This window comes from Streptomyces sp. 2323.1, assembly GCF_900221035.1.
In the GTDB taxonomy this organism is placed as follows: domain Bacteria; phylum Actinomycetota; class Actinomycetes; order Streptomycetales; family Streptomycetaceae; genus Streptomyces; species Streptomyces sioyaensis.
On record NZ_LT907981.1, the window covers coordinates 7,585,437 to 7,604,137 of the forward strand.

The 18,701-nt window shown below is 75.1% G+C and carries 1 protein-coding gene; it reads left to right on the forward strand.

Going from position 1 to position 18,701, the window contains the following annotated elements; all coding sequences use genetic code 11:
* Positions 1–48: 48 nt before the first annotated feature.
* On the forward strand, positions 49–18,693 hold the full coding sequence (locus CPH93_RS32770; RefSeq protein ID WP_096214919.1) for a non-ribosomal peptide synthetase: 18,645 nt from the start codon (positions 49–51) through the stop codon (positions 18,691–18,693).
* Positions 18,694–18,701 lie beyond the last annotated feature (8 nt).

Below are 18,701 nucleotides of genomic sequence, written 5' to 3' on the forward strand. Positions count from 1 at the left end.
CGACGTCTCCTTGCCCTGCCCCGTCCCCGCCCCGAAGGACTGACTTCCATGTCGGACCCGCACGAGAACTCCGCACCCGCGTCCGCATTGGCGCAGACCCGGACCGGTTCGCCGGTCGCCGGGCCCGGCACGGTCCGTCCGGTGCCCCCGTGCTCGCTCGGCGACCTGTTCGCCGCGTGGGTGGCGCGCACCCCGCAGGCACCCGCCGTCACGGACGGCCGGCGGACCTGGTCCTACCGCGAACTCGACACCTGGGCCAACCGCCTCGCGCACGACCTCATCGGCCGCGGCGTGGGGCCGGAGCGCACGGTGGCGCTGGTGCTGCCCCGCTCGGTCGAACTGGTCGTGGCGGAACTGGCCGTGGCCAAGGCCGGCGGCGCGTTCCTGCCCGTTGACCCGGCCTACCCCGCCGAACGCCGGGAGCTGATGCTCGCCGACGCCGATCCGGCCGTGGTCCTCGACGATCCGGCCCGGCTCCGGCTCGCCACCGGACCGGAGCACACCCCGCAGGACGCGGACCGGTGCGCGCCGCTGTACGCCGCGCACCCGGCCTACGTCATCTACACCTCGGGGTCGACCGGCGTCCCCAAGGGGGTGACGGTCGCCCACACCGGACTGGCCGGCTTCGCCGCGGCGGCGGCCGACCGGTACGCCGTCGAACCCGGTGACCGCGTCCTGCAGTTCTCGTCCCCGAGCTTCGACGCCGCGGTCCTGGAGCTGTGCATCTCCCTGCTGTCCGGCGCGACCCTCGTGGTGCCGCCGGACGGCCCGTGGCTGGGCGACGACCTCACCGACGTGCTGACCGAGCAGCGCATCACCCACGCGCTCATCCCGCCGGCCGCGCTCGCCACGCTGCCCGCCCCGGCCGGTGACCGGAGCCTGCCCGACCTGCGGACACTGATCGTGGGAGCCGAGGCCTGCCCGGCCGATCTGGTCGACCGCTGGGCCGCAGGGCGCCGGCTGATCAACTCCTACGGTCCCACCGAGGCCACGGTGGTCGCCTCCTGGACCGGACCGCTGGCCGTCGGTGGCGGCACCCCGCCGATCGGCGGGCCGCTGCCGTACACCCGGCTGCATGTGCTGGACGCGGCAATGCGTCCGGTGGCGGCGGGGACCAGCGGTGAGCTGTATGTGGGGGGCGACGGGGTGGCCCGCGGGTACCTCAACCGCCCGGGCCTGACCGCCGCGCGCTTCGTGGCCGACCCGTACGGACCGCCCGGAACCCGGCTCTACCGCACCGGAGACCTGGCGCGCTGGAACGCGGACGGCGAGCTGGAGTACCTCGGGCGGCTCGACCGGCAGGTCAAGATACGCGGCTTCCGGGTCGAACCCGGCGAGATCGAGGCGGTGTTGGCGGGCCATGCCGGCGTCGGTGAAGCGGTGGTCCTGGTGCGCGAGGACGAGCCCGGGCGGCAGCGGCTCGTCGCCTACGTGACGCCGGGGGACGCCGGCCGGCCGCCGCAGCCCGCGGCGCTGCGGGCCGCGGTCGCCCGCAGCCTGCCGGCGCACATGGTGCCGTCCGCCGTCGTGGTCCTGGACGCGTTCCCGCTCACCGCACACCACAAGATCGACCGGGCGGCCCTGCCCGAGCCCGGCCCGGCCCACACCGCGAGCCACCTCGCGCCCCGGACACCCGCCGAGCGGACCGTGGCCGGCATCTGGTCGGACGTCCTGGACGTGCACCCCGTCGGCGCCGACGACGACTTCTTCGCCCTCGGCGGCGACTCCGTCCTCGCCGTGCGGGTGCTCTCCCGGATCAGGGAAGAGCGGGGGGTCCGGCTGACCGTCCGGGACCTGTTCACGGCCCGGACCGTCGCCGAAGTGGCCAGCCTCCTGGACGGGGCGGACGGCACGGACCCCGCGACGCCGATCCCGCCGGCCGCGCGCGAGCGCCCGCTGCCGCTCTCCGCCGCCCAGCAGCGGCTGTGGTTCCTCGACGACCTCACCGCCGGCGGCAGCGAGTACAACACCGGGGTAGGGGTGCGGCTGCGCGGCCGGCTGGACCAAGGCGCGCTCGGCCGCGCCCTGGACCGGCTCGCCGCGCGCCACGACGCGCTGCGCACCACCTTCACCACGGTGGACGGACGCGGTGTGCAACGGGTCGACGCCGCCGCCGCTCTGCCGCTGCGCACCGCCGACCTGCGCACCCTGCCGGCCGGCGAGCACCCCGCAGCGGCCGAGCGGCTGCTGACCGAGGAGCTGGAGCGCCGCTACGACCTGTGCGAGGGCCCGCTGACCCGCGCGCTGCTGATCCGGCTTGCCGACGAGGAGCACCTGCTGCTGCTCGCCCAGCACCACCTCGTCACCGACGGCTGGTCGGTCGGCATCCTGGTCCGGGAACTGGCCGCGCTGTACGCCGCCGAGGCCGACGGGAAGCCGGACGACCTGCCGCAACCAGGCCTGCAGTACCCGGACTTCGCCGTGTGGGAGCACGGGCGCCCGGCGCCCGCCCGGCACGCCGCGGACCTCGGGTACTGGAAGCGGCAGCTGACCGGGACGCCGCAGCTGGACCTGCCCACGGACCGGCCCCGGCCGCCGGTGCGCACCACGGCCGGCGCGGCACACCGCCACGAGCTGCCCGCGGACCTCGTCGCACGTCTCGGCAGACTTGCCCGGGCCAAGGGCACGACCCCCTTCACCCTGTTCTCCGGGGCGGCCGCGGTGCTGTTCTCCCGCTACACCGGCCAGCGGGACATCGCGTTCGGCACCGTCACCAACGGACGCCACCGCCGCGAACTGGAGGACGTGGCGGGCTTCTTCGTCAACACCGTGGTCCTGCGGAGCGATGTCGACGGCGCGGTCACCGTCGACCGGTTCCTGGACACGATGCGGGCCACGCTGATGGATGCCTTCAGCCACGACGGCGTGCCGTTCGACCGGGTCGTCGAGGAGCTGGCCCCGCCGCGGGATCCCAGCCGCACGCCCCTCGTGCAGGTCCTCGTCGTCCAGCAGACCGCCATGGTGCACCCGCAGGAGGTCGGCGGCGTACGGATCGAGGAGCATCCGCTGCCGCGCCCGGCCGCACGGTTCGACCTGGTGCTGGAGTTCCTGCCGCGCAGCGACGGCTCCTTCGGGCTGACCGTCGAGTACAACACCGACCTGTTCGACGCCCGGACCGTGGCCCGGATGAGCCGTCATCTGCACCTCCTGCTGGCGGGCATGGCGGACGGCCCGCACCGGACCGTGGCCGAACTTCCGCTGCTCACGGACGACGAGCGGCGCACCATGCTCGACGCCTGGAACGCGCCGCAGCAGGAGGCCCCGGAGACGACGCTGCCCGCGCTCTTCGAGGCGCAGTCCGCCCGTACGCCCGACCGGACCGCCGTGGCCTGCGGCGGGACGCAGCTCACCTACGACGAGGTGAACCGGCGCGCCAACCGTCTCGCCCGGCTGCTGGCCGGCCGGGGGGTGGGCCCGGAATCCCTGGTGGCGCTGGCGCTGCCGCGCTCCGCCGATCTGGTCGCCGTGCTGTGGGCGGTGCTCAAGGCGGGTGCCGGATATCTGCCGGTGGACCCCGGCTATCCGGCCGAGCGCATCCGGTTCATGCTCGCCGACGCCGCTCCGGCCGTCGTTCTGACCACGCGGGACACGGCCGGCTGCCTGCCCGAGGGCACCGAGCCGCTGGTGCTGGACGACCCGGCGACCCTGGCCGCGCTGCCCGGGTACCCGGAGGGCGACCTCACCGACGCCGAACGGGCGCGGCCGCTCGATCCCCGCCACCCCGCCTACGTCATCTACACCTCGGGCTCGACGGGGCGGCCCAAGGGCGTGGTGGTCTCGCACGCCAGCGTGGCGGACCTGGCCCGCTGGGCGGGGGAGACGTTCGGGCGGCAGCGGCTGACCGATGTCGTGGCCTCCACCTCGCTCAACTTCGATGTGTCCGTCTTCGAGCTGCTGTGCCCCCTGCTGGCCGGCGGCAGCATCGAGGTGGTGGCCGACCTGCCGGCCCTCGCCGACCGGGCGGACGGTGCCCCGCGGCAGGCCGGTCTCCTCAGCGGGGTGCCGTCGGTGGTCTCCCGGATGCTCACCCGGGACGCCGCCACCGTCCGGGCCGACACGGTGGTGCTGGCGGGTGAGGCACTGCCCGCGCAGACCGTGCGCGACATCCGCCGGACCATGCCGTCCGCCCAGGTCGCCAACATCTACGGGCCGACCGAGGCCACCGTGTACGCCACCGCGTGGTTCGCCGGCGACGGCATCCCCGAGCAGTCCCCGCCGATCGGCCGGCCCGTCGCCCGGACCCGCGCCTACGTCCTGGACGGCCTGCTGCGGCCCCAGCCGCCGGGCGTGACGGGGGAGTTGTACCTCGGCGGCGGGGGCCTGGCCCGCGGGTACCTCAGGCGGCCCGGGCTGACCGCCACCCGGTTCGTCGCCGACCCTTTCGCCGGGCCGGGCAGCCGGATGTACCGCACCGGCGACCTGGTGCGGTGGACCGCCGAGGGCGAGCTGGAGTACGTCGGCCGGGCCGACCAGCAGGTCAAGGTGCGGGGCTTCCGCATCGAGCTGGGTGAGGTCGAGGAGGCGCTGCTGCGCTGTGCGGGGGTGGCCCAGGCGGCCGCCGCCACCCAGGAGAGCGACGGCCACAAGCGCCTGATCGGCTATGTCGTGCCGGCGCCCGGGGCACAGCTCGACCCGGGTGCGCTGCGCCGCGAACTCGGCCGCAGTGTGCCCGACTACATGGTGCCCTCCTCGGTCGTCGTCCTGCCGACGCTGCCGCTCAACCCCAACGGCAAACTGGACCGGGGCCGGCTGCCCGCCCCCGACCGGACGGCCGCGGGGACGGCGGAGTACGTGGCGCCGCGCACCGCCACCGAGCGGGCGCTCGCCGCCGTGTGGGCCGACGTCCTGCGGGTGGCACAGGTCGGCGTGGAGGACAACTTCTTCACGCTGGGCGGCGACTCGATCCTCAGCATCCAGGTGGTCGCCCAGGCACGGCAGGCAGGGCTGGCCGTCACCTCGCGCGACGTCTACCGGCACCAGACGGTCGGCGCCCTCGCCCAGTGCGTGGACGCCGCCGAACGGCCGGCCGCCGGCCCGGCACCCGAGGCGGCCGCCACCGGCACCGCGCCTCTGACGCCCATTCAGCACTGGCTGTTCGAGAGCGACGCCGACCGGGCCGGCCACTTCGGCCAGATGCTGTCCGTCGAGCTGGCCGACGACCTGGACACCGCGGCGCTGGACGCCGCCCTGCGCGAGGTGGTCGCCCACCACGACGCGCTGCGCTCGCGCTTCACGCGCGACGGCGACGGCCGGTGGCTCCAGCACATCGACGCCGAGGCGCCCGCGGGCGTGCTGCACCACCACCGCGGCCCCGACGACACCGCCGTCCACCTCGGCCCGTTCGACCTGGCCCGCGGTCCGCTGCTGCGCGCCGTACTCCACGACCGGGGCGCCGGGCTGCCCCGCGTACTGCATCTGACCGTCCACCACTTGGTGGTCGACGGCGTCTCCTGGCGGATCCTGCTGGAGGACCTGGACCGGGCCTACCGCGCACGGCAGCGCGGCGAGCAGGCCGCCGCGCTGCCGGCGAAGTCCTCCCCGCTGCGCCACTGGGCCCGCCGGCTCACCGAACACGCCGGCACCGGCGGCTTCCAGGACGAGACGGGGTACTGGACCGCGCTGGCCCGCTCCTGCGACCCGGAGCTGCCGACCGACCTCGACGGCGCCAACACCTATGCGTCGGCCCGCTCGGTGACCGTGCGCCTCACCCCGCAGGACACCTCCGTCCTGCTGCACACCCTGCCCGGCGCCTACCGCACCCAGGTCAACGACGTGCTGCTGAGCGCGCTCGGCCGGACGCTGCACGGGTGGACCGGCCGGGACCGGGTCCCGGTGGACCTGGAGGGCCACGGCCGGGAGGAGCTCTTCAGCGACCTGGACCTGAGCCGCACGGTCGGCTGGTTCACCACCCGCTACCCGGTCGCCCTCACCGTGGCACCGGACGCGGACTGGGGCACCGTGCTGAAGTCGGTCAAGGAGCAGCTGCGCGCCGTGCCGCGCCGCGGTCTGGGCTACGGCGTCCAGCGCCACCTGATCCGGCCGGAGGGCCTGCCCACCACGCCGACCGCCGGCATCAGCTTCAACTACCTCGGCCAGTTCGGCCTGCCCGGCGGCGACGGCTGCCTCTACCGCGGCCCGCACCGCGAGCTGTCGCTGGACGCCGACCCGGCGGCGGCGCGGCCGCACGCGCTGGAGGTCGTCGGCCGGCTCGACGGCGACGCCCTGGAATTCACCTGGTTCTACTCGGCGAACCTCCACCACGAGGAGACCGTCACCGCGCTGGCAGGTGCCTTCGCCCGGGCGCTGGGCGACATCGCCCGGCACGGCGCCCGGCCGGGGGCCGGCGGGCGCACCCCGTCCGACTTCCCGCTGGCCGCGCTCGACCAGCCGGCCGTGGACCGGGTGGTGGGCGAGGACGCCGCCGCCGTCGAGGACATCCACCCGCTCACCCCGACCCAGGCCGGCATGCTCTTCCACCGGCTGTCCCAGGACGACCAGAGCGTCTACTTCCAGCAGCTCACCTTCGTGCTGGACGGCGTGCCCGACCCTGAGGTCCTCGCCGCGGCCTGGCAGCGGGTGTCCGACCGTACGCCGGTGCTGCGGGGCCGGGTGGTGTGGCAGGACGTACCCGATCCGCTGCTCGTGGTCGAGCGCGACGCCACGGTGCCGGTGACCCGGCTGGACTGGCGCGCTCTGCCGGACGAGGAGCGCCGGGCGCGGCTGCAAGAGCTGCTCGACGACGACCGGCGGCGCGGGATCGACCTCGAAACCGCCCCGCTCCAGCGCCTCACCCTCGCCCGGCTGTCGGACAACAAGGTCCAGGTGGTGTGGTCCTTCCACCATCTGGTGCTCGACGGCTGGAGCCTGTTCCAGGTGCTGTCCGACGTCTTCCGGTGCCATGCGCTGCTGTCCGGCGGGGACACCGCGGCGGAGAGCGGCCTGCCGGTCCGCCGGCCCTTCCGTGACTATGTGGCCTGGCTGCGCGACCGCGACTGGGCACAGGCCGAACGGCACTGGCGGGCCCGCCTCGACGGCCTGGCCGAGCCCACCGCGCTGCCCTACGACCGCGAGCCCCGAGAGACCCATCGCGCCGAGTCCACCGCAGCGGTGCGCCGCACCCTCTCGGCCGACACCACCCGCGCCCTGGACGAGCTGGCCAAGCGCACCGGGGTGACCGTGAACACCCTGGTGCAGGGCGCCTGGGCGCTGCTGCTGGCCCGGCAGACCGGCCGCCGCGAGGTCGTCTTCGGCACCACCGTCTCCGGACGGCCGCCCGAGCTGCCCGGCGTCGAGGCGATGAACGGGCTGTTCATCGCGACCGTGCCGACCCGGCTGACCGTCCCGGCCGACGGCACCCTGGGGGACTGGCTGCGCCGGGTGCAGGAGATCCAGACCGACGACCGGCGCTTCGACTTCGTCCCGCTCACCCGGCTGACGGCCTTCGCCGACCTGCCCGAGCGGGTCGCGCTGTTCGACAGCATCGTGGTCTTCGAGAACTACCCGGTCGGTGACGACCTCGCCGCCGCGCACGGCCTCCGGCTCAGCGGCCTCGACGGCATCGAGACCACCAACTACCCCCTGAGCCTGGTCGCCTACCCGGGCGCGGAGCTGGCGCTGCGGCTCGGCTACGACCCGGAGCTGTTCGACGCCGCCACCGTCGAGCGGATGGGGGAGTACCTGACGGTGCTGCTGGCGGGCATGGCCGACGACGCCGGGCGCCCGCCCGCGCGGCTGCCGGTGCTCGGTGCGGCACACCGCCGTCAGGTCGTCGAGGAGTGGAACGACACCGCCGCCGCCCTGCCCGAGGGCACGGTGGCCGAGCTGTTCGCCGCCCAGGCCCGGCGCACCCCCGACGCCATGGCCCTGGACGCCGGGGAGCTGAGATTGACGTACCGTCAACTCGATGAGAGAGCCGACGCATTGGCCCATCGGCTGACCGGGCTCGGGGTCGGACCGGAGCGTCCGGTCGGGGTCCTCATGGACCGCTCGGCGGCGCTGGTCGTCGCCCAGCTGGCGCTCGCCAAAGCGGGCGGCGTGTACGTCCCGCTGGACGGCCGCGCCCCGCGGGAGCGGCTGCGGCAGGTCCTGGCGGAGAGCGCGGCGGACCTCGTCCTCACCGACGCCTCCTGGGAGGAGACCGCCCAGGAGGCGGCACCTGGCGGGCGCACCCTGCTGCTCACCGGTGACGGAGCGGCCGCGGTGTCGCCCGGTGCCGCGGACACCCCCGCCCCGGACGGTGCGCCGCTGCCCGCCGTCCACCCCGACAACCTGCTGTACCTGATGTTCACCTCCGGCTCCACCGGGCGCCCCAAGGGCGTCGCGGTGCGCCACCGGGACGTCGTCGCGCTCGCCTTCGACCGCGCCTTCACCGCACACGACCGGGTCCTGGTGCACTCCCCGCAGGCCTTCGACGCCGCCACCTACGAACTGTGGGTACCGCTGCTGCGCGGCGGTACGGCCGTGCTGGCCCCGCCGACGGAGGTCGACGCCGCCACGGTGCGCCGGGCGATCACCGAACAGGGCGTCAGCTGTCTGTGGCTGACCGCCGGACTGTTCCGCCTGCTCGCCCAGGAGGACCCCGGGTGTCTGCGCGGTGCCCGGGAAGTGTGGACCGGGGGCGAGGCCGTACCGGGTGCCGCGGTCCGCCGGCTGCTCGACGCCTGCCCGGACCTCACCGTGGTCGACGGCTACGGCCCCACCGAGACGACCACCTTCGCGACCCGGCGGGTCTTCCGCGCCGGCGACCCGCTGCCCGCCGCCCTGCCCATCGGGCGTCCCCTGGACAACACCCGGGTCTACGTACTGGACGACGCGCTCCAGCCGCAGCCGCCGGGCATCCCGGGAGAGCTCTACATCGCCGGGGCCGGACTGGCCCGCGGCTACGGCGGCCGACCCGGCGCGACCGCCGAACGCTACCTTGCCAACCCGTTCGGCCCGGCCGGCACCCGGATGTACCGCACCGGCGACATCGTGCGCTGGAGCGCGGACGGTGAACTCCACTTCGTGGGGCGCGCCGACGACCAGATCAAGATCCGGGGCTTCCGCGTCGAACCGGCCGAGATCGAGGCCGCGCTCACCGGCCACGAGTCCATCGCCGAAGCGGTGCTGACCGTCCTCGCCGACGGCGGCCGCAAGCGCCTGGTCGCCTACGTCGTGGCCGCCCCGGGAGCGACCGTGCCGCCGGCGGCCGAACTGCGCGCTTTCCTCGCCGAGGTGCTGCCCGACTACATGCTCCCGGCCGCCTTCGTCACCCTGGACGCGCTGCCCCTGACCGGCAACGGAAAGGTCGACCGGCGACGGCTGCCCGCCCCCGACTGGTCGGCCGCTACTGCAGCCGAGCACCGCGCGCCGGGCACCGAGGCCGAGCGGATCCTCGCGGAGATCTGGTGTGCCCTGCTGGGCATCGACCGGGTGGGCGTGGACGACAACTTCTTCATGCTGGGCGGCGATTCGATCCTCAGCATCCAGGTCGTCTCGCGCGCACGCCGGGCGGGCCTGTCCCTCACCCCCCGGGACCTGTTCCGCCACCCCACCATCGCCGCGCTGGCCGCCGCCACCGGCGCCACCGCGCAGGTCACCGGCACCGGCCCGGTGACCGGGGACGTCGACCTCACCCCGATCCAGCACTGGTTCCTCGACGCCCGGCCCGAGCGCCCCGGCTACTTCAACCAGTCCGTCGTCATCGAGCTGGCCGAGGACCCCGACCCGCGGGCCCTGGAAGCGGCCCTGCGCGCCCTGTGGTCCCACCATGACGCCCTGCGCGCCCGCTTCACCGAGCAGGCGGACGGGACCTGGCGCCAGCACTGCCCGGCACCGGACGCGTCGGACCCGCAGCTGCTGCGGGCGCACGACCTGACCGGGCTGACCGGCAAGGAGTGCGACGCCGCGGTCGACGCCGCCCGCGCCGAGGCGGACGCCGGCTTCCGGCTGGAGTCCGGCCCGCTGCTCGCCGCCCGGCTCTTCACCGGCGCACAGGACCGGCCACCCCAGCTGTTCCTGACGGGGCATCACCTGGTGGTCGACGGTGTCTCCTGGCGGGTGCTGCTGGAGGACCTGGAGAGCGCCTACCGGCAGGCCCGCGCCGGGGAGCCGGTGCGTCCGCCCGCCCGGACCACCTCCGTACAGGAATGGGCCCGGCGGCTGCGCGCCCACACCGAGGCCGGCGGCTTCACCGGGGAGCTCGCCCACTGGAGCGCGGTGGGCGCGCGCTGCGCCGCCGCGCTGCCCGTCGACTCCGCCGGGACCAACACGATCGCCGACCTCCGCTCGGTCACCGTCCGCCTGGACCGGCGACGCACCGACGACCTCTTGCAGAAGGTGCCCGGCGTCTACCGCACCCAGATCAACGACGTGCTGCTCACGGCGCTCGGCCGAGTGCTGGCCGACTGGACCGGTGAGCGCACCGTCGCCGTCGGCCTGGAGGGACACGGCCGCGAGGACCAGCTCTTCGACGACGTCGACCTGTCCCGCACCGTCGGCTGGTTCACCACCCTGTTCCCCGTCGCCCTCGACGTGCCGGCCGGCGACTGGGCCACGGCGCTCACCTCCGTCAAGGAGCAGCTACGCGCCGTGCCCGGCCGGGGGCTCGGCCATGGGGCCCTGCGCCATCTCGGGGGTGCCCCGGAGCTCGCCGGCGCACCCCGGCCCCGGATCAGCTTCAACTACCTCGGCCGCTTCGACTGGTCCGCCGACGGCGGCGGCCTGATCCGCGGGGTGCGCGGCGGACTGGACGGCGCCGCCGCGCCCGAGTCGGTCCGCCCGCACCTGCTGGACGTGGTGGGCCGGGTCGAGGACCGCCGGCTGGAACTCACCTGGTACTACAGCAGCGGGGTGCACCGCGAGAAGACGGTCACCGCCCTGGCCACGGGCATGCTCTCGGCGCTGGAGGACATCGTCGCCCACTGCGCCGGCCCGGGCGCCGGCGGCCGTACCCCCTCCGACTTCCCGCTGGCCGGCCTCGACCAGGCGGCCGTGGACCGGATCGCGGCGGACGGGAATGCGGTCGAGGACATCTACCCGCTGACCCCGATGCAGGCCGGCATGCTCTTCCACGGCCTGATGGATCCGTCGTCCGGCGCCTACTTCAACCAGGTGCAGCTGGTGCTCTCCGGCGTCACCGACCCCGCCGCGCTCGCCACGGCCTGGCAGCAGGCGTCCGACGCCAACCCGATGCTCCGCACCCGACTGGTGTGGGAGGAGACCGCCCAGCCGCTGCAGATCGTCCGGACCCGGGCCACCGTCCCCATAACCCACCACGACTGGTCGGGATGGACCTCCGAACGGTGCGAGCGCGCCCTGGAGACCCTGCTCGCCGAGGACCGGGCGGCCGGTCTCGACCTGACCACCGCCCCGCTGATGCGGCTCGCCCTGATCAGGCTCTCCGCCGACCGGGTCCGTCTGGTGTGGACCTTCCACCACGTCCTGCTCGACGGCTGGAGCGCGGCCCAGGTCTTCGACGAGATCTGCGAGCGGTACGCGGCACTCACCGCGGGCCGCCGCCCCGAGGTCCCCTCGCGTGCCCCCTTCAGCAGCTATCTGCGCTGGCTGGCGGAGCAGGACAGCACGCAGGCCGAGCGGCACTGGCGCACCGCGCTGGCCGGATTCACCTCCCCGACCGAACTGCCGCGGGACCGGCGGCACCTGGAGGCCCACCGCACCGCCTCGTCCGGCTCGGTCGGCGTCACGCTCGGTGCCGAGGAGTCCGCCCGGCTGCGGGAGACGGCGCAGCGGGCCGGCCTGACCATGAACACCGTCCTCCAGGGCGCCTGGGGCCTGCTGCTCTCGCGCTACGGCCACAGCGACGACGTGGTCTTCGGCACCACCGTCTCCGGCCGGCCCGCCGCGCTGCCGGGCGTCGAGTCCATGGTCGGCGTGTTCATCAACACCCTGCCCACCCGGGTGCGGGTCGACGGGCAGCGGGCGCTGCTGGACTGGCTGCGCGAACTCCAGACGTCCCAGTCGGAGTCCCGCCGGTTCGACTTCGTCTCCCTGGCCCAGCTCCAGACCTGGAGCGAACTCCCCGGCGGGACCGGCCTGTTCGACAGCATCGTGGTCTTCGAGAACTACCCCTTCGACAGCGCGGCCCTGGCCCGGCACGGCCTGGGCATCCAGCAGGAACGCGACCTGGAGCCGACCAACTACGCGCTCAGCGTGGTCGTCGCCCCCGGCGAGCGCCTCGCCATCACCCTGGACTACGACCCGGCGGCCTTCGACGCCGGCACCGTCGAGCGGCTGGGGGAGTGCCTGCGAGTCCTGCTGACGGAGATGTCGGCGGACCCGGACCGCCGGCTGGCCGATCTGCCCCTGTTCACCGGGGCGGAACGCGGGCGCCTCCTGGAGCAGTTCGGCGGACCGGCCGTCCGCAGACCGCAACGGGTGCTGCCCGCGGCCTTCGAGGAGCAGGCGGCCCGCACCCCCGGCGCCCCGGCCGTAGTGGCCGGCGCCGACCGGCTGACCTACCGGGAGCTGAACGAGCGCGCCAACCGGCTGGCCCGGCTGCTGAGCGCCGCCGGCGCCGGCCCGGAGCGGTTCGTGGCGCTCGCGCTGCCGCGCACGGCCGACCTGATGGTGGCCATGCTCGCGGTGCTCAAGAGCGGCGCGGCATACCTGCCGGTCGACCCCACGTACCCGGCCGAGCGGATCGCCTTCCTCTTCGACGACATCGGGCCGGACATCGTGCTCACCACCACCGACCTGGCCGGCCGGCTGCCCGAGGGGCCCGCCACCCGGTTCGTGCTGGACGACGCCGGGACCGCCGAGCGGCTCGCGGAGCGGTCCGCCGCCGACCTCGGCGACGCCGAGCGGGCCGGTGCGCTGCTGCCCGCCCACCCCGCGTACGTCATCCACACCTCGGGGTCGACGGGCCTGCCCAAGGGCGTGGTGGTCACCCATGATTCGGTGGTGGCACTGGCCGACTGGGCGGCCGCCGAGTTCGGCGACCGCGGCCTGTCCCACGTCGTGGCCTCCACCTCGCTCAACTTCGACGTCTCGGTCTTCGAGATGGTCTGCCCACTGCTGTCCGGCGGCTGCGTCGAGCTGGTCGGTGACCTGCTGGCGCTGGCCGAACGCCGCGGCCCCTGGACCGCGGGCCTGCTCAGCGCCGTCCCCTCCGCCCTGGGCCGACTCCTCGCCGAGGACACCGTCCAGGTCACCGCAGACACCGTGGTGCTGGCCGGTGAGGGGCTCGCCGCCCGCACCGTCGCGGAGGTCCGCGCCGCCGTCCCCGGCTGCCGGGTCATGAACATCTACGGCCCCACCGAAGCCACCGTGTACGCCACCGCCTGGCACTGCGACCCCGACGACCCCGAGCGCACCCCGCCGATCGGCAGCCCCGTCACCGGCGCCCGCGCCTATGTCCTCGATCCGCGCCTCCAGCCGGTGCCCGTCGGGGTGCCCGGTGAGCTCTACCTCGCCGGTACGGGCGTGGCGCGCGGGTACTTCGCCCGGCCCGGACTGACCGCCCGGCGCTTCCTCGCCGACCCGTTCGGCCCCGCGGGCGAGCGGATGTACCGCACCGGCGACCTCGTGCGCTGGGACGCCGAGGGGCAGCTGGAGTACCTCGGGCGCACTGACGACCAGGTCAAGGTGCGCGGCTTCCGGATCGAACTGGGCGAGGTGGAGGCCGCGCTGGCCCGCCACCCGGAGGTGGCCGAGGCCGCCGCCCGGGTGGTCGAGACCGACGGCCACAAGCGGCTGGTGGGCTATGCGGTCGGGCGGGGCGCGGCGCGCCCCGACCCCGCCGCGCTGCGCGCCTTCCTCGCGCAGCGCCTGCCGGACCATCTGGTGCCCGCGGTCGTCGTCCCGCTGGAGCGGCTGCCGCTGGGAGCGACCGGGAAGCTCGACCGGCGCGCCCTGCCGGCGCCCGACTGGGCGGCTCCGGCCGGCGGCCACCGCCCGCCGCGCACGGACACCGAGAAGACGCTCGCCGCCATCTGGGCCCAGGTGCTGGGTGTGGAGCGGGTGGGCGCCGAGGACAACTACTTCGCCCTGGGCGGCGATTCGATCCTCAGCATCCAGATCGTCTCCGCAGCCCGCCGCGCGGGCATCGAGCTGACCCCGCGGCAGCTGTTCGTCCACCAGACGGTCGCCGCCCTGGCAGCGGCCGCCGAAGGCCAGCCGACCGCTGTGACCAGCGCCGAACAGGGCCCGGTGGTGGGCGAGGTCCCGCTCACCCCCGTCCAGCACTGGCTGTTCGACACCGTCCCCGACAGCCCCTGGCACTTCACCCAGTCGCTGTCCTTCCAGCTGACCGCCGAGACCGACGAGGACGCGCTGCGCGTCGCTCTGGCCGCCGTACTGGAGCACCACGATGCCCTGCGGATGCGCTACGAGCCCACCGGCGACGGCCGTTGGCGCCAGTTCGGCGTGGCACCCGGCGCGGCGCCCGCGCTGGAGGTGCGCGACCTGTCCCACTGGGCACCGGGCGACCGCCCCGGAGCGCTGCGCGCGCTGGCCCGGGACCTGAGCGCCGGCTTCGACCTGGCCGGCGGCGGGCCGCTGCTGCGGTCCGTGCTGTGCCGGCTCGGTGCCGAGGAGCGCCCGGTCCTGCTGCTGGCGGCCCACCACCTGGTCGTGGACGCGGTGTCCTGGCGCATCCTCCTGGAGGACCTGGACACCGCCTACCGCGCGGTGCGTGCCGGGGGCCGGGCCGAGCTCGGACCCAAGACCACCTCCTTCCGCACCTGGGCCGAGCGGCTTTCCGCGCACACCGCCGCCGGCGGCTTCGACGACGAACTCCCGTACTGGAGCGGGCCGCAGGGCCACGCCGAGCTGCCCACCGACGGCGCGGGCCGCAACACCGCCGACTCCGAGGAGACGGTGACCGTCCGCCTGGAGGCCGAGGAGACCCGCCGGCTGCTCCAGGACGTGCCGGACACCTACCGCACCCGGATCAACGACGTCCTGCTGTGCGCCCTGGGCCGGGTGCTGGCCCGCTGGACCGGGCACAACCGGGTGCTGATCGGACTGGAGGGCCACGGCCGCGAGGAGATCTTCGACGACGTCGATCTCTCCCGGACCGTCGGCTGGTTCACCACCATGTTCCCCATCGCGCTGGACCTGCCGCCGCAGGCGGACCTCGCGGCGGCGCTGAAGTCCGCGAAGGAGGGGCTGCGGACCCTGCCCCGGCACGGCCTGGGGCACGGCGCGCTGCGCCATCTGCGCACGCCGGCGGCCGACGGGCTCCCGCCCGCCCCGCAGATCGGCTTCAACTACCTCGGCCAGCAGGACTGGAGCGCTTCCGCCGGCGGCGGCCTGCTGCACGCGCCGTACGGCGCACTGGAGGGCGGCATGGACCCGGCCGCCGACCGGCCGCAGCTGATCGATGTCGTCGGCCTGGTCGCGGACAAGCGGCTGGAGTTCACCTGGTCGTTCTCGAAGAACCTGCATCGGCGGGACACCGTCGCCCGGCTGGCCGAGGAGATGGCCGCCGAACTGCGCGAGATCGTCCGGCACTGCGCGCAGCCGGACGCCGGCGGCCGCACCCCCTCCGACTTCCCGCTGGTCCGCCTGGACCAGGAGACCGTCGACCGGCTCGCCGGCAACGGCCGGGACGTCACGGACATCTATCCGCTGACCCCCACCCAGACGGGCCTGGTCTTCCACGGCCTGGACGAGCCCGACCAGGGGCTCTACGTGGAGCAGGCCACCTTCGTGGTCGACGGCGTGCACGAGCTGCGGCTGCTGGCCGCCGCCTGGCAGCAGGTCGTGGACCGCACCCCCGTGCTGCGCAGCGCGGTCGTGCTGCGCGACGTGCCGGTGCCGCTCCAGACCGTGCACCACTCCGTCACCCTGCCCGTGACGGAGTACGACTGGAGCGCCCTGCCGCCGGACGAGCGGGACGCCGCACTGGAGCGGCTGCTCGCCGAGGACCGGGCCCGCGGCCTCGCCCTGGACCGGGCACCGCTGCTGCGCGTCGCCCTCATCCGGCTCTCCCCGGCCGAGGTGCGGGTCGTGTGGACCTTCCACCATGTGCTGCTCGACGGGTGGAGCGTCTTCCAGGTCCTCTCGGACGTCTTCGCCTGCCACGCGGCGCTCGCCGCGGGCACCGAGCCCCAGCTGCCGGACCGCAGGCCGTTCGTGGACTACGCCGCCTGGCTCGCCGGCCACGACACCGCCCCGGCCGAGGCGCACTGGCGCCGGGAGCTGGCGGGGCTGTCCGCCGCCACCCCGCTGCCCTACGACCGGCGCCCCGCCCAGGGCGCCGCCACCCGCGCCGGCACCTGGCACTCCCAGCGGCTCGACGCGGAACGGACCACCGCACTCACGGACTTCGCCCGGCGCCACCACCTCACCCTCAACACCGTCGTCCAGGGGGTCTGGGGCCTGCTGCTGTCGCGCTGGAGCGGGGAGCGCGAGGTGTGCTTCGGCACGACGGTCTCCGGCCGCCCCGCGGATCTGCCCGGAGCCGACGCCATCACCGGCCTGTTCATCAACACGCTGCCGGTGCGGGTCGATGTGGACGGCACCGCTGCTCCGGCGGACTGGCTGCGGGCGCTGCAGTCCGCGCAGGCCGACGCCCGCGGGTTCGACCACGTACGGCTGTCGGACCTGCGCGACTGGAGCGCACTGGACGCCGGGGAGCCGCTGTTCGAGAGCCTGGTGGTCTTCGAGAACTACCCGATCAACAACACGGCGGCCACCGCGCACGGCCTGCGGGTCCGCGATCTGCACGCCCTGGAAGCCACCAACTACCCGCTCACCGTGGTGATCTCGCCCGGCTCCGAACTGTGCGTCGAACTCGGCTACGACCCGCGGTACTTCGAGGAGTCCACCGCGCGGTCGCTGGCCGGGCAGCTGGTGCACACCCTCGCCGCCCTGGCGGCGCCCGGTGCGGCCGCGTCCGTGGACGGGATCGACGTCCTGCCGCCGGACGAGCGGGCCCGGCTCACCGGCCGCCCGGCGGCGGACGCCGACACGGTCGCGCCGGCCACCCTCGCCGCACTCGTCGAGGCGGCGGTGGACCGCTGGCCCGAGGAGACCGCCGTGCGCGGGCCGGAAGGGACGCTCACCTTCGCGGAGTTGGAGGCGCGGGCCAACCGCCTCGCGCACCGTCTCCTCGCCCGCGGGACGGGCCCCGGTGACCTCGTCGCCCTGGTCCTGCCGAGATCGGACGACATGGTCGTCGCCCAGCTCGCGACCGCCAAGGCGGGCGCCGCGTACCTGCCGGTGGACCCCGGCTACCCGCAAGAGCGGATCGCGCTGATGCTGCGCGACGCCGCCCCGGCCGTCACCCTGGACGCCGCGGAGATCCGCGAACTCATGGACGCCGAAGACGACTCCGCGCCCGGCCACCGGCCCACCGACCGGGACCGCGTCCGCCCGCTCGACCTCGACGACCCGGCCTATGTGATCTACACCTCCGGTTCCACCGGCACCCCCAAGGGCGTGGTCGTCACCCACCGCGGCCTCGCGGGCTTCGCCGCCGCCGAGGCCGACCACTACCAGGTCCGCCCGGGAGACCGGGTCCTGGCCTTCGCCACCCCCAGCTTCGACGCCTCGGTGCTGGAGCTGTGCATGTCCCTGCCGGCCGGCGCCTGCCTGGTGGTGCCGCCGCCCGGCCCGCTGCTCGGTGCGCAGCTGGCCGCGGTGCTGCGCGAGGAGCGCATCACCCACACCCTGTTGCCGCCCGCCGCGCTCGGCACGGTGCCGCCCGACACCCCGGGCACCCTGCCGGACCTGCGCACGCTGATCGTCGGCGCGGACGCCTGCGGCGCCGAACTCGTCGCCCGCTGGGCCCCGCACCACCGGATGATCAACTCGTACGGGCCCACCGAGACCACGGTCGTCGCCACCTGGTCCGGCCCGCTGCGCCCCGACGGCAGCGCGCCCCCCATCGGCCGCCCGCTGCCCGCCACCGGGGTGTACGTGCTCGACGAGCGGCTCCGCCCGGTCGCCGACGGCGTCCCGGGCGAACTCTGGATCAGCGGCGCCTCGCTGGCCCGCGGCTATCTGAACCGGCCGGGCCTGACCGCCACCCGCTTCACCGCCGACCCGTACGGCCCGCCGGGCACCCGGATGTACCGCACCGGCGACCGGGTCCGGCGCGACGCCCGCGGCGAGCTCCACCACCTCGGCCGGACCGACCACCAGATCAAGCTGCGCGGCCACCGCATCGAGGCGGGCGAGGTCGAGGCCGCCCTGACCCGGCACCCGGCCGTCCTGGACGCGGTGGTGACCGTACGGGAGGACGAGCCCGGGCTGCCGCGGCTGGTGGCCCATCTGCTCGCGGCACCCGGCGCTGACGCTCCGGCCGGCCCGGAGCTGCGCGCCTTCACCGCCCGCACCCTGCCCGGCCCCATGGTGCCCTCGGCCTTCGTCGTCCTGGAGCGCTTCCCGCTCACCGAGAACGGCAAGACCGACCGCGCCGCCCTGCCCGCACCCGGGCGGGACGCGGGGGAGCCGGCCCGGCACGTCGCCCCGCGCACCCCCACCGAGGAACTTCTCGCGGACATCTGGTCCACCGCCCTGGAGACGACCGTGGGCGTCGAGGACGACTTCTTCGCACGGGGCGGCGACTCGCTGCGCAGCCTGCTCATCGCCTCCCGGGCCAACGAGACCTTCGGGGTGTCCCTCACACCCCGCGATGTGCTGGTCTCCCGCACCGTCGCCGCCCTGGCGGACCTGGTGGAGGAGCACATCCTGCGCGAACTCGAAGACGCCGTACACGGCGACAGCGACCACGACGAACGGTGAGGAACGAC